We start from the raw sequence: 13,448 nt of genomic DNA on the forward strand, positions 1-13,448 counted from the left end.
CTCGGCTCGCTCAACGTCGCCCCCAATACTGCCCCCGCATCACGCCTCATAGCGTCTTGGTTTGTGGCGTGCCTCGCAAGAGGTGCGGCTATTCACTCCAATGCAGTTCCTGTGATGCGGGGTGTGTCTGGGCCGGGCGTTGGCTGTCGAGCCAGGCGCCGCAGAACGGAGGGCGAAGGCCCGGAGGATGCGGACAGGCGGGCCCGAAGGGACGACTGCCTCCGCCCGGAACAGACATACCCCGCAGCGCAGGAACGGGTTTAAAGCCAACACCGTCACGAACTAAACACAGATATGGCGCAAGGAAGCAAACTCCTTATCGGCCAAGCGCAGGAAGCGGCTTAGAAACAGCGCCCTTTCAGCAAAACTCAGGAACAGCTTAAGAAAACACACCCTGACAGAGGCAGGCACGATTCACGGCAATTGCCCCGACTCCTTCTTGGCCGCGATCACGTCCAGCAGCAGGCGATCGCGCTCGGGTACGAAGCGTGCCTCATCCGCCGTGGCGAGCACTTCCCGCATTTGCTCCGCCACCTTGCGCTTCAGCTCGGGCGTCATCGAGGGATCCCCGAGGTCCTTCCACCAGTCTTCTATCGGCCCGCCAAGGTGGTCGAGCAGATGCTCGATGCCCCCCTGCCCGCCCGACAGATGCAGGTTCATGAACGGCCCCAGCAAGGCCCAGCGCAGCCCCGGCCCCTGCGAGATCGCCACATCGATGTCGCGCACCGTCGCCACCCCCTGGTCCACCAGATGAAAAGCCTCGCGCCACAACGCCGCCTGCAGGCGGTTGGCGATATGCCCCTTGACCTCTTTGCGGGGGTTCACCGAGCTTTTGCCGATCGCCGTGTAGAAATCCATGGCGGCCTTCAGCATCTCGGGCGAGGTGTGTTCCCCGCCGATGACCTCGACCAGGGGAATGAGGTGCGGCGGATTGAAGGGATGGCCCAGCACCACGCGCTGCGGATGCCTGCAGGCCGACTGCACTTTACTTATGAGCAGGCCCGACGAACTGGACGCAAGCACCACGTCGGCAGGCAGGGCCGCGTCCATGCGGCCGAACAGGTCGATCTTGAACTCCAGGTTCTCGGGCCCGTTCTCTTGCACAAAATCGACGTCCTTCAATGCATCGAGCAGGTCAGCATGAAAGCGCAGCCTGTCTTGCGAAGCCCCCGGGCGCAGGCCGATGCGCTCCATGCTGGACCATAGCCGCGCGACGGTCTCGCGCAGGCGCTGCTCGGCTCCCGGCGACGGGTCGGTGGCCTCGACGTCCAGGCCCTGAGCCAGGAAATAGGCCGTCCAGCTGGCCCCGATCACGCCGGTACCTACTACCGCGACGCGTTTTACCTCTCGCTGCATGATTCGCTACTCCTACAAGAAAACAAACGGATTCGCCCGCGCCCTCAGGCGCACAAGGCCTGGGTCAGCGCCGAGCCGACCTGGCCGAAAGAATGCTTCTGAACCAGCTGTTCAAGCTGCCCGACCAGCTCGTCGACCTCGCGGTGCGTGGTGTCGACGTCGGCGTGCGCCAGCGCGTACAGCTTGCGCCGGGCCTCGAGCGCGCCGGCGATGTTGGCCATGGCGTCTTTGTGCAGTTCGGGCGTGGCGATGCGCGCATCATGCTGCGCCATGACGCGCCGGAAGTGCTCGTGCGGATCGGCGTGCAGCCACACGCAAAAGAAGGAATGCAGCAGGAGTTCGTAGGTGGCGGGCTCGACCACGATGCCGCCGCCCGTTGCCAGCACCACCTCGGGATACTGCGCAATGACGCGGTCGAGGCACCGCTTTTCAAGCTGCCGGAAGCCCGCCTGGCCGTAGATGGAAAAGATGAGGTCAAGCGCAATGCCGGCCTCTTTCTCGACCTCGCGGTTGAGTTCGACGAAAGGCAGGCCCAGCCGCCGCGCCAGCACGGGCCCCAGCGTAGACTTGCCCGCCCCCCGCAGCCCGACCAGCGCGATCCGGCGCGGCGCCTTGCCGCGCCCGGACGACGCCCCGTCGAGCAAGGCCTTGCGTATCTCGCGCAGGCGCGCCGGAGACTGGCGCTTGAGTAGTTCGACGATAAGGGCATAGTCGGCCCCATAGCGCTCGTCGTCGGCCAGCATGCTGTCGGGCGAAAGGTGCAGGGCCGCCGCAAGCTTGCCCAGCACGGCCAGCGAGATATTGCCGTCTCCACGCTCGACGCGCGACAGATACGGCAGCGATATGCCGGATTCGCGCGCCAGCTGCTTCATGGACATGGCCCTTCCCGCCCGGGCGGCGCGCACGCGCTGCGCCACCCGTTCTTGCAAGTCGGGCGCTTCGATCACCAAGGGCTTTTCCTGGGCCATGGCTTACAACCTGATGATCAGCGGATCGATCTCGCTGCCATAGAGCTTGTCGACCAGCGGGGCGCGCGCCCGAAGTACGGCGGACTGATTGATATAGCCCTTGTCGGTGATCTCGCCGCTGTCGACGGCCGGCGGCGTGACAAGCAGCGCGGCCCGGTCGGCGAAGGTGGAACTGCCGGTGCCCTGGCTGCGCATGGCCTGCAAACCCCGCGTGATGTGCTCGACGACGGCCGGATGCGCCGCCACCTGCTCGGCCGCCGCGTCTTCGGGCAGGCCCGCCAGCTTGCGGCATGCCGCCACGTTGGGGAAGATGAGGAAGCCGACCGAGTCGCGGTCGTGCCCCGTGACGACAATGTCCTGCACCGCCGGCGCCAGCGTTTCAATGCCCTTGACCCGCAAGGCGCCCACGCTGACCCAGGTGGCCGTGGTCAGCTTGAAGTCTTCAGAGACGCGTCCGTCGAACATCAGGCCTGCGGCCGGGTTGTCGGGGTCGGCGAACTTGGCGGCATCGCCGATGCGGTAGAAGCCTTCTTCATCGAAAGCCTTGGCGGTTTCTTCGGGCTGCTTGAAGTAACCCGGCGTAATGTTGGGCCCTTTTACCCGCACCTCGAGCTTGTCGCCGCTGGGCACGAGCTTGATCGACACCCCCGGCACCGGCAGGCCGATGACGCCCGAACGGTCGGCCTGGTAATGGCAGTCGGTGGCCAGCGGAGAGGTTTCGGTGGAGCCCCAGGCGGTTACCATGGGCACGGCATAGCCAAGCTCTTGCTTTGAAAGTTCGATCAGGCCGTCCCAAAGATGCTGGGGCAAGGCGGCCGCGGCATAGAAAATGACCTGCAGGCGCGAGAAGAACGTGCGGCGCAGCTCGGCGTCGGAGCGCAATACCGGCAACAGCATGTCGAAGGCGCGCGGCACGTTCAGGTAAAGGGTGGGCGCCACGTCGCGAAGGTTCTGCACCGATTGGTCGAACATGCCCGGCAAGGGCTTGCCGCCGTCAAGGTACAGCGTGCCGCCATTGGCCAGGATGACGTTGAAATTGTGGTTGCCGCCAAAGGTATGGTTCCATGGCAGCCAATCGAGCAGCACCGGCGGATGCTCGGCAAGAAACGGCCATACCTGGCGCTTTGCCTGCTGGCTGGCGCACATCATGCGCTGGGTGTTGATGACGCCCTTGGGGTAGCCGGTGGACCCCGAGGTGAACAGGATTTTTGCAACGGTGTCGGGCCCCACCTGGCGATAGGCCTCGTCTACCGCCGGGCCGTCAATGCCCTCGAGAAGCTGAGAAAACCGCAGGGCGCCCTCGGGGCGCGTATCGTGATCGGAAACGATGAGGGTGGCCTTGTGCAGGCCTTCGATCGACTTCAGCGCAGGCAGGAAGCGCTGTATCCCGCCCACGTAGATAAACTCGGGATCGAGCCGCTCGATCAGGTTCTTGAGCTTGGCGTGGTCTTTGGAAACCAGCGAATAGGCGGGCGACACGGCCGTATACGGAATGCCCACATGCATGCACGCCAGCATGATCAGGCCATGCTCGACGCTATTGTCGGTAAGGACGCAAACCGGATGGTCGGGGCGCTTGTGATGCTGCAGCAGCCAGCCGGCGATGCGCCTGACCTGGCTTAGCGCCTGGCCATAGGTAACGCCTTGCCAGTCGCCCTGCGGGCCGCGCTCGAGCAGGAAATCGCGGTCGGGGGTTTGGCCGCTCCAGTGTTCAAGGTATTCGCCCACGCAGCGGGCATAGGGTTCCAGCGCCATGGGCGTGTCAAGCACCAGAGTGCCGTCGGCACGTGTTTCAACCTTGACGGCGGGCTCGGCGAACAAACGCGCGCCTTGGATTTCGGGCATATTCACTACTGTCTCCATTGCATTTCGAACGATGCGTCATTGAAGTGGTATCGTTGCATCGACGCGGGGCGGACCCGCCATGCAAAAACTATACGCAATTAGTTCTATAGAAACAATTTATAGTTAACCCCTATATTCCTGGGGAAACCCGTACAGCCACCATGGACGAAATACCCTTGTTTCCGCTTGGGCGGGCCTTGTTCCCCGACGGGGTGCTGCATCTGCGCATCTTCGAGATCCGCTATCTGGACATGATACGCCGCTGCATCGCCGAAGGAAGCGAATTCGGCGTGGTGGGCCTGCTCGAGGGTCGCGAAGTGCGCTCTCCGCAGGGCGTCGAAACCCTGGCCAGCGCCGGCACCATGGCCCGCATCGACGCCTGGCATGCGCCCATGCCCACGCTGCTTCATGTACGCTGCGTGGGCACCGCCCCCTTTGAACTGCTGAGCAGCCGGCAAGAAAAATACGGCCTGTGGGTCGGGCGCACCGCTCTGCTGGCCGCCGACGCGCCCGCAACACTGCCCGCCGCCCTGCAGCCCAGTGCCGACGCGCTGGGCCGCCTGATCGCCAATATGCAGAAAGAAGAAATACCCGCCGCGGCCATGCCCCTGGCGCCGCCCTTCAGGCTGGACGAATGCGGCTGGGTCGCCGACCGCTGGGCCGAGCTGTTGCCGCTTACCGCCCTGCAAAGGCAGAACTTGCTGAAAATGCGCGACCCTGCTCAAAGGCTCGAGCGCGTGCAAGACTATATCCGCCTGCACGGGCTGCTGGGGCCGCAAGACTCTTAGCCGCTTTCTTGGCGGCCGCCCGCCAGCGGGTAACGCTTGGACAGCGTTTTTTAGTCGGCTAGCGCAGCAGCAGGCTCGCGGCCCGCGACAGCGGCCCTTCGATCACCTGGTTGACCCGCGCCGGCAGGTTCAAGGGACGCAGCACCATCTTGGCCGCCATGTTAACGGGGTAGTGGCGCTTCACCGCCGTGCCCAGCCCCCTTAGCACTGCCTGGAAGGCCTGCCGGTCGGCACGCCGGTCAGAGCCGGGATGCTTGTGGGCATACACATGCCACAGCGCCACTTCGGCGTCGGAGTTGCGGGCCTCGAGCACGCGGCGCCGGATGGCGCCCAGAACGCGCCAGCGGCTGGGCGATTCGCGTTCGCTGTAATGCCTGAAATATTGGTAAAAATGCTTGTAGTGGCCCACCTCTTCGGCCCGGATGCGCGCGGCGATGCCGGACAGCACCGGTTCGTCCGCATGCTGGCTGAGCGCAGTGTAAAAGGTTGCCGTGCCGGTCTCGACCACGCAGCGGGCCACCATCTCGAGCCCCCGCGTGGGCTCGAATTCATCGACGGTGCACATCTTGGAGTATTCGTCGAAAAAGGCATCGTAGGCACCCTGCCAGTCGAACTCGGGCCATACATGCCGTACGTAGTCTCGCAGCGAATAGCCGTGGCGCATTTCTTCGTGCTGCCACTGCTGCTGCAGCCATTGCACCACATCGTCGTCGCCCTGGAAATGCTGGATGAGATTGCTGGTGTAGAGATCGGAGGCAATCTCGATGAACGACGCGCTGGTGACAAGGTAGAACAAGTCTTCGCGCGTACGCGCTTCTGAAACGTCAATCTGCTCGAAGGGAATCTGATCCAATCCCCAACGGGGAGCTTGTATCGTGGACTCTTGCATCGGTTTGCGACCCGCTTGTTGGTTATGCCGTGGCACTGAAGCGATTGCTAGTGTACGCTTATTCATGCTCAAGGATAACGCCCCGCGCACACCCATGAATGTCAAGTTGTAAAGTTGCCATGGTATAAGTGCCAACCATCATTGCCCCCTGTCCGCTGCGGTATCCGGCCTCGCGGGCGGCGCCCCTGCCGGCAGGGCGGCATGCCCAGTTCTCGTCAACAAGGAATAAGCATGCAAAACACCCCACAGACTCGCGACTCGGCCCTGCGCTACGGAAGCATCACCCGCACACTGCACTGGCTCATGGCCGTGGTGTTCGTCTGGCAATTCACCTCGGCCGCCGCCCACCTGCTGGCCGAAGACTCTCCCCTCGACGAATTCATGTGGTCCACCCATAAGACCTCGGGTTTCCTGCTGATGGTGCTGATCGTGCTGCGTGTGCTGTGGGCCCTGGCCAATACCGGGCGCCGCCCACCGTCGGTCAGCGCGCTGGCGCGCTTGGGCCACGCCTGTCTGTACTTGCTCATGATCGCGGTGCCGCTTGTCGCCCTCATCCGCCAGTTCGGCTCGGGGCGCGCCTTTTCACCTTTCGGCATACCGCTCATGCCGGGCTTCGAGGGCGATAAAATAGAATGGATGACCGACCTGCGCAGCAACTTCCACAGCCTGCTGGGCTGGCTGCTGCTTGCCCTGATCATCGGCCATATTGTCGCTGCGTTCTGGCACCATCTGGCGGGCGACAAGAATGTAATGCGTCGCATCATCGGCACACCCCGCCATTGATCAACATAGCGGCGCGCCAGCCACGGCCCTGCCTCATCCGGGCCGCTCGGCCGCCGCTCCTAGTGTCCTGTTTGGTTAAGGACACTGACAAGGACACGCCATGGCCCAATCATTTCCGGGCTTCAACGCCCCCGCCGCCGGTTTCGACGAACCGGTGGACATGCTCTCGGCCTGCCACGACAAGCTGCGCAGCCGTTGCGAAACCCTTTCGCGGCTGCCTGGCCATGTGGCCCGGCATGGCGCCGACGAACAGGCGCGCAGCGCCGCCCAAAGCATATTGCGCTATTTCGACGGCCCGGCTCTTTACCATCATGCCGACGAGGAAAAAGACCTTTTCCCCGCCCTGCTCGAATCAGTGGCCGGCTCTGACGCAAGCTGCCTGCGGGGCCTGTTCGACAAGTTGTCGAACGAACATCGCCTGCTCGAGAACCAATGGCAGCGCCTACGGCCTCTGCTGCAGCAGCTTTGCGACGGCAAGGCGGTTGAACTGCCCGACAGCGACATACAGGCCTTTATTCAGGGCTACGCCGGCCACCTGCAGTGCGAAGACCAAGAGCTGCTGCCCATGGCCCGGCGCATGCTCGACAGCGCGGCGCTACAGCAGATCGGCCAAGCCATGAACTTGCGGCGCAACCCCTGAACCTACTCCACCACGCCGCAGGCCATGCGGCCCGCGCCCCCGCCCAAGGGCTTGGGATGGTCTGAATAATTGTCGCCGCCCTCGTGCACCATCAGCGAATGGCCCTTCAACTGGTCAAGCTTGGTAAATCGGGGCGCCAGCACCGGCAGCTGCGCATTGCCCTGGGCATCGACATACAACGCGGGCAGGTCGCCCAAGTGCCCGTCGCCCCAGGGGCTGCCGTGCTTCTTGCTGCCCTCGGGGTCCAGATGCCCGCCCGCCGCGCCGGCGGCCGTTACCTTGCCGTCTTTTTCCTGGGGCTCGCAACTGGGTTTCTCGTGCACGTGAAAGCCGTGGATGCCGGGGTTCAACCCCTTCAAATTAGGCGTGAACACCAGGCCGTGTGGCGATTCCGACACAACGACGTCGCCGATCTCGTCCATTACGCCTTGCTGCGAAACCTGGTGCAGCGTCACCTTGACGTCCGCCTGCGCCGCCGCGGCAAACATGCCGCCCAGCAACAAGGCGCCCGCCATGCATGCTAGCCGGCGCCTCGCCGGTCGGCCGGCCCCCATGGCCTCGCCCGGCCGGCTTGCGGGAAAATCGTTTGCTGAAATTGGCATGGCTGCCTCCTGTTCGACGTGGAAGAAAAATACGCAACTTCCGGCTGCAGCAAGCCTCGTGCCCCTTTTTTGAACCCCAAGCGGCAATTTCCGCCACAGCGGCGGGCGAACTATAAAACTTGACCTCTCCCCCCAGGCGAGTTACAATTTTTAGTTGAATAAACGCCTATTCAAATACAAACAAGTTATATAGCGGCTAGTTATAAGCGCGTGCAGTTCCCGCCACTTCGACTTAAAGGCGGGGCAATCTGTTCCCTTCACGCAATGCGGCTCCGGCACACGCCACGCGCAGGCAAGCCGCTTCATCAATCCGCGCCATACGCGCCCATCGACATGGCAACCCGCGTCATAAGCGTGGCCTTGCAGCAATGTCATTACAGGAGAACCATATATGGCAAAAGAAGAATTATTGGAAATGAGCGGCTCTGTCACAGAAGTCCTTCCCGATTCCCGTTTCCGTGTCGTACTGGACAACGGCCACCCCGTCGTCGCCTACACCGGCGGCAAAATGCGCAAGCACCACATCCGCATCCTGGCTGGTGACAAAGTCACCCTGGAAATGTCGCCCTACGATCTCAGCAAGGGCCGCATCACCTTCCGCCACCTGCCCAATCGTCCCGCCTATACGCCCGCGCGCAAGCGTCATTAAGGGTATCTTGCCTGGCAAAAAAGCTTATGGGCCACGGCCCTGGGCGCGCCCCGCCAGGAAACTCAATCAGACTGGCTTGCCGGCGTGGCAAAGCGTTCAAGCGTACCGCCATGCTCGGTGATGCCCGTCCAGGCATCCACTTCGAAATCAATTACCGCCAAAGACCCCGGCGGATAGTCGCTGTGCAGCCTGGCAAAGGCGTTGCGGTCGGCCCTGCCTATGAGATGCAGTGCCAGACGGTGCATGCCCGGGTTATGGCCCACGACAATCAGGCTTTCATGCTCGGCCGCCGTGGTACGTATGGCGGCAAGAATGGCCTCGGGCGTGGACTCGTAGATTCTTCCTTCGAACAGGGCCGGCACCAACTGCGGCAAGGCCTTCTGCACCAATTCCCAGGTGCTGCGCGTGCGCGTGGCGGTGGACACCAGCGCCATCTGCGGCAGTAGGCCGGCCTGGGCCATGTAGACGCCCATCGATGCGGCGTCGTCGCGTCCTTGTTCGCTAAGCGGCCGTTCGTGGTCGCCCGTTCCCGGCGGACGGCCCGCTTCGGCGTGACGCAACAGGAAAAGTCGGCGAAAAGATACGGGCATTTGGGCTCCTTGCAATAGCCGCAAAAGGCCTTACCGTAACCCAGGCTAAGCGTCGCGACAAGCCAGCAGGCGATAGCGCGGCACCGCCTCGCCCCCCACCGACTCGGCCAGGGCGATGCGCGCCGCACGCCACGGGATAGGCTCGAAATTGGAAACAGGCGCATGCGTCTTGCGCGCCAGTGTGACGTGAGGCACGAAGCCCGCCTCGCGCCGGAACGAAAGCCGCTGCAAAGCGGACATGGCAAGCAGGCGGCTGCGCAGCTGGGGCAAGCCCTCTGGCACGCTGCTGATACCCGCCCACACGACTTTCTGCCGCGAAAATTCGCCATAGCGATCCAGGACGAGCGGCAAGGCGCTGAACTCGATCTCTTCCACCACCCTGCGCAGTTCCGGCAGGTTTTCACAAGGCTGCACGCCCAGAAAGGCCAGGGTCAGGTGAAAGTCGCGCGCGTGCGTCTTGCGCCCGCCCTCGAGGGGCGACTGCGTGTCGGCCAGCCGGCGCGCTACGTCGTCGTCGGGCCACAGGGCAAAAAAGAGGCGTCCGGTGGTTTGCTGCATGGGCGGGCGGGCGGAATCAGTGGCAATCGGGCACAGTCTGGTCCAGATAGACCTCGAATGCAATGTCCTGCGTCATGTCGGCGATGAGCTTCTTGAAATGGCTCCGGGATTTCCAGCTTGCGACCATTTCCTTCAACAAGGTCGCCATCTTGTCATTGCCCGCGGGCACAAGAAAATACTGCGTCTCGGCCTCGCCGGGGGGCAGGCTGGCCGAAAACTTCTTCCACTCGGGAAAACGCAGCAGCGCCTTGAGCATGGTGTCGTCGTGCACAGCTGCGTCGCATTCGCCCGTGCGCAAGGCCAGCAAGGCGTCGGCCGGGGCACGATACACCTGCTCGATGGCGCCGTACAGTTCGGCGATGCGGCCCACGTAGCGGCCGTCCTCGGCAAGGCAAACCGTTCTGCCCTGCAATTGCCGCCACGACTTGATGTCGGTGTCGGTGCGCATGATGGCCATGGGCCGCGTGACCTGGCCGGTGGCGATGACCACGGCGCCGTCGTTGCGCGGCTGCGCCTTGGGTAGGCTGGCCACGGCAAAATCCATGGCGCCCGACGGCACCGAAGCGGCGCCCGCGTCGAGCTCGACGTACCTTGCCTTGCGCTGCAGCTTGCCGGCCACCTCGGCCACCAGCAGGGTTTCAATGCTTTCGGGGGTGCGCACCTTGGAACCGCCCACAAAAGGCGGCGGCACATAGCGCACGCCCACTGTCAGATCGGACAGAGCCTGGCCCCCCGATGAAGAAGCGGAAGACACCGCGGGCCCCGCCGGACCTTCGGACGCGGTACCGGACGACGCCGCGGCCCCGGCCTGGGAAGCTCCCAGGGCCAGGAACAGCGCCGCGGTGAACGTCCGAAACCGATATCTAGACATATTGGTAGCGCAACAGCTTGCGCTTCAGGTTCTCGAGCAGGACCTGGTCGATAAGCGTGGCCAGGATGGCGATGGTCAGGATGTTGGCCATCACGCCTATCATGTCGGCCGTTTCTCCGGCATAGGCCAGCGAACGGCCCAGGCCCTTGCCGAAGCCGATCAGCATTTCGGCCGAGATCAGCGCCCGCCATGCATTGCCGAAAGCCAGCTGCGCGCCGGTGATCAGCTCGGGCATGACGGCGGGCAGGTAGACGCGCCTGACCATGCCCCAGGGCGAGGCGCCCATGACGCGGGCAGCCGACACATGCACCTTCAACACGCTTTCAGTGGCGTTCATGACCGACAGCGCAGCCGGAAAGAAGGCCGCCAGGGCGATGACCACGATAATGGGTACATTGCCGAACCCCATCAGAATGAGGAACAGCGGCACCCACGCAATGGAGGGAATGGACTGCAGGATGATGATGGCCGACTTGAGCACTTCGCGAAAGAAGTACATGACGCCGCCCAGCAGGCCAAGGCCAATGCCGAACAACAGGGCAATGCCGTAGCCGAAGCCCAGCCGCGTCAGGCTGCCCGACAGCACCTGGCGAAACTCGCCGGTCTGGATGTCGGCCCACAGACGCGCTATGACCGTGGGCACGCCCGGCATCAGGAAGTCGGGCAGCGTCCAGGCCGCGGTCTGCCAGATGAGCAGGATGAATAGAATGGCCACCACCATGGCGGCGGACTTTTGAAAACGGGTAAGTTGTGAACGTGAGCTCATGGAGTGCTTCAAAACAAGATGGCCGGCAACGACCGGCCATCTCTAGGATCGGCAAACACTAAAAGTTTTAGTGTTTACAGGCCCCGGGTTGGAAAGGCTGCGCAAGGATTATAGTTTGCGCGCTTCCTGCCAGCTGAGGTCAACGATGGTGCTTACATTGAAAGGCGAGCCATCGCGGGTCTTGAGCGCACCCTGCTCTTGCATGATGTCGGCGATTTCCTGCATGCGGGCCAGTTCTTTCTGGGTCAGGACGGGGCTGAAGGTCTGGCTGGCGATGGCGTCGCTGATGACCTTCTCGCGGGGTATCTCGCCATGCTCTTGCGTCTTCAGCGTGGGCTCGGCGATAAAGTACGAGGCGATCAGCTTGGCGGCTTCGTCGGGCTTGTTGGCCAGCAGGTCGATGGCTTCGCGCTGCGCGTCCATGGAGGCCCATACGCCCTCTTTGTTCTTGCTGAGCGTTTCACCCGAGGTGATCACCACCATGCACGGGAAGGGCCAGACTTCGCCGATCTCGTAGATTTCGCTAACCGGGGCCACCAGCTTGGCGATGCTGGCCTGCGGCTCGAACAGGAAGGCGGCGTCTACGCGGCTGCCCACCAGCGACTGGACGGCAACCTGCGGGCTGACGCCCATGATGTTGAGGTCGCTGGCCTGCAGGCCAGCGTTCTTAAGGACCACGCCGCGCAGCACGGTGTCGGCGGTGCTGCCCTCTTTCTGCGAGGCCAGCGTGCGGCCCTTCAGGTCGGCAACGGTCTTGATGTTGGCGTCGTCGCGCACGACGATAGCGTGGTAGCCGTGCTGCGCACCGCCCACCACCTTGAGGTCGGCGCCGCGCGACGACCATGAGGCGGCGTTGGTAAAGCCCAGCACGCCGGTGTCGAGCTGGCCGCCCACGATGGCCTTGATAAGATCGGTGCCCGACTTGAATTCGACCAGTTCGACGTCGAGCCCGTGCTTCTTGTAGAAGCCGCCCTCATAGGCAGCCATGACCTGGGCGTCGTCCATGACGCGCAGATAGCCGATCTTGAATTTCTCGGCGGCGACAGCCTGGTTGGAAAGGGCCAGGGCGGCCAGGGCCGGCAACAACATACGCAAAAACTTCATACCGCTACTCCTTCTAGGGATTCTTGTGTTTCTGAAACTGGTTCGGCGTCTTGCTCGTGCTTGGCATGGATGCCCAGCAGGCCCAGGATTTCACGCCGCATATCCGCAAACTCGGACAGATCGTGGGTTTTTTCGTGTTGGGAAAGAGAGAACTCTTTCAGCACCGTGGCGGGCCGCTTGCTGAAGACCAGGATGCGGTCGGCCAGGAACAAGGCCTCGTCGACGTCGTGCGTAACCAGCAGCACGGTGGGGCCGGCCTCGCGGATAAGCTGGCGCAGGGCGTCTTGCAGGGTCATGCGCGTAAGGGCGTCGAGCGCGCCAAAGGGCTCGTCGAGCAGCAGCGCCTTGGGGCGCGTGATGAAGGCGCGCGCCAGGGCCGCACGCTGGCGCATGCCGCCCGATACCTGGTGCGGGTAATAGTCTTCGAAGCTTTTCAGGTTGACCTTTTCGAGCCATTCGCGCGCCTGGGCCTCGGCCTGCTTTTTGTCGACCTTCTGGAATTCAAGCGCCAGGGCCACGTTCTGCACCAGGGTCATCCAGGGGTAGAGGGCGTTCTCCTGGAACATGAGGGTGCGCTCGGGGTCGGGACCGCGCACCGGCTTGCCGCCGGCCAGCATGGTGCCCGCCGAAGGCTTCTCGAGCCCTGCCGCGATATGCAACAGCGTGGATTTGCCGCAGCCCGAGGGGCCGACCAGCGCGACAAGCTCGCCCGAGTCGACTTCGCGGCTGAACTCTTCGACCACGTTGAGGTCGCCGAAGCGCTTCTTGATATGTTGGAATGCTAGTTTCATGGATGTCAGTGCGGGATGCGCAAGAGTTCGCGGCGCTTTTTGCCCGAAAAACCTTTATAGCTATACGGGTATTAAGCACGGCCCAAACACATTAATTGGCGTATATGAAACTTTACTTTTCAAGTTGCGCCGCACCAACAAATTTTGCGCTCTTTGTTTATTTCCAAAAATAATAAAGAGGCAAAATGAGCAAAAGATACTGACATATAAAACCGGGCCCCGCGGCAGGGATTGCTCTATGCCGCTGC

15 protein-coding genes are annotated in these 13,448 nt (G+C 63.0%); 4 read left to right on the forward strand and 11 right to left on the reverse strand.

The window, feature by feature from the left end:
• Positions 1-414 precede the first annotated feature (414 nt).
• Genes C7440_RS18715 through C7440_RS18725 form a run of 3 tightly spaced genes read right to left on the reverse strand, consistent with a single transcriptional unit; the run spans position 415 to position 4,187 of the window.
• Positions 415-1,356, reverse strand: a complete 942-nt coding sequence (locus C7440_RS18715) for a 3-hydroxyacyl-CoA dehydrogenase NAD-binding domain-containing protein (protein WP_116519524.1) — start codon at positions 1,354-1,356, stop codon at positions 415-417.
• Positions 1,357-1,400: 44 nt separating this feature from the next.
• Positions 1,401-2,324, reverse strand: coding sequence for a helix-turn-helix transcriptional regulator (locus tag C7440_RS18720; protein WP_116519525.1), 924 nt, complete (start codon positions 2,322-2,324; stop codon positions 1,401-1,403).
• A gap of 3 nt (positions 2,325-2,327) precedes the next feature.
• Positions 2,328-4,187, reverse strand: coding sequence for a feruloyl-CoA synthase (locus C7440_RS18725; protein ID WP_243410975.1), 1,860 nt, complete (start codon positions 4,185-4,187; stop codon positions 2,328-2,330).
• Positions 4,188-4,330: 143 nt separating this feature from the next.
• On the opposite strand from C7440_RS18725, the gene C7440_RS18730 reads away from it, so the two are divergent.
• A complete protein-coding gene (locus tag C7440_RS18730) occupies positions 4,331-4,957 on the forward strand; it encodes an LON peptidase substrate-binding domain-containing protein (RefSeq protein ID WP_116519527.1) in 627 nt (208 codons plus the stop codon).
• Positions 4,958-5,015: 58 nt separating this feature from the next.
• On the opposite strand, the gene C7440_RS18735 is transcribed toward C7440_RS18730, so the two are convergent.
• Entirely contained in the window at positions 5,016-5,846 is an 831-nt protein-coding gene (locus C7440_RS18735; RefSeq protein ID WP_116519528.1) for a ferritin-like domain-containing protein, read from the reverse strand.
• A 231-nt stretch (positions 5,847-6,077) separates the two neighbouring features.
• Between C7440_RS18735 and C7440_RS18740 the strand changes: the two genes are divergently transcribed.
• Together C7440_RS18740 and C7440_RS18745 are read left to right on the forward strand one after the other, a co-directional pair.
• Positions 6,078-6,629 (forward strand): cytochrome b, encoded by a 552-nt coding sequence (locus C7440_RS18740; protein ID WP_116519529.1) that lies wholly within the window; start codon positions 6,078-6,080, stop codon positions 6,627-6,629.
• 100 nt (positions 6,630-6,729) lie between these two features.
• Positions 6,730-7,269, forward strand: coding sequence for a hemerythrin domain-containing protein (locus tag C7440_RS18745; RefSeq protein ID WP_116519530.1), 540 nt, complete (start codon positions 6,730-6,732; stop codon positions 7,267-7,269).
• Between the two features lie 2 nt (positions 7,270-7,271).
• On the opposite strand, the gene sodC is transcribed toward C7440_RS18745, so the two are convergent.
• Positions 7,272-7,784: a superoxide dismutase family protein gene (gene sodC / locus C7440_RS18750; RefSeq protein WP_116519531.1), complete on the reverse strand. Its 513-nt coding sequence runs from the start codon at positions 7,782-7,784 to the stop codon at positions 7,272-7,274.
• 478 nt (positions 7,785-8,262) lie between these two features.
• On the opposite strand from sodC, the gene infA reads away from it, so the two are divergent.
• The gene (gene infA, locus C7440_RS18755; protein ID WP_017525456.1) at positions 8,263-8,520 is read left to right on the forward strand and encodes a translation initiation factor IF-1; all 258 of its coding nucleotides are present in this window, start codon (positions 8,263-8,265) and stop codon (positions 8,518-8,520) included.
• A gap of 62 nt (positions 8,521-8,582) precedes the next feature.
• Here infA and C7440_RS18760 read toward each other — a convergent pair whose 3' ends face one another.
• The 6 genes from C7440_RS18760 to C7440_RS18785 form a co-directional block, all read right to left on the reverse strand.
• A complete protein-coding gene (locus C7440_RS18760; RefSeq protein WP_116519532.1) occupies positions 8,583-9,110 on the reverse strand; it encodes a SixA phosphatase family protein in 528 nt (175 codons plus the stop codon).
• Positions 9,111-9,155: 45 nt separating this feature from the next.
• Positions 9,156-9,668, reverse strand: coding sequence for an RNA 2',3'-cyclic phosphodiesterase (gene thpR / locus C7440_RS18765; protein ID WP_116519533.1), 513 nt, complete (start codon positions 9,666-9,668; stop codon positions 9,156-9,158).
• A gap of 16 nt (positions 9,669-9,684) precedes the next feature.
• Positions 9,685-10,539, reverse strand: a complete 855-nt coding sequence (locus tag C7440_RS18770) for a type 2 periplasmic-binding domain-containing protein (protein WP_116519534.1) — start codon at positions 10,537-10,539, stop codon at positions 9,685-9,687.
• Positions 10,532-11,260, reverse strand: a complete 729-nt coding sequence (locus C7440_RS18775) for an ABC transporter permease (RefSeq protein ID WP_371743502.1) — start codon at positions 11,258-11,260, stop codon at positions 10,532-10,534. The genes C7440_RS18770 and C7440_RS18775 overlap by 8 nt, the downstream gene beginning before the upstream one ends.
• A 153-nt stretch (positions 11,261-11,413) precedes the next feature.
• A complete protein-coding gene (locus C7440_RS18780; protein WP_116519535.1) occupies positions 11,414-12,409 on the reverse strand; it encodes an ABC transporter substrate-binding protein in 996 nt (331 codons plus the stop codon).
• Positions 12,406-13,200: an ABC transporter ATP-binding protein gene (locus C7440_RS18785; protein ID WP_116519536.1), complete on the reverse strand. Its 795-nt coding sequence runs from the start codon at positions 13,198-13,200 to the stop codon at positions 12,406-12,408. Before C7440_RS18785 ends, C7440_RS18780 begins: the two co-directional genes overlap by 4 nt.
• Positions 13,201-13,448: the final 248 nt, after the last annotated feature.

Source organism: Pusillimonas noertemannii (assembly GCF_003096595.1).
Taxonomy (GTDB): Bacteria; Pseudomonadota; Gammaproteobacteria; order Burkholderiales; family Burkholderiaceae_B; genus Pusillimonas; species Pusillimonas noertemannii.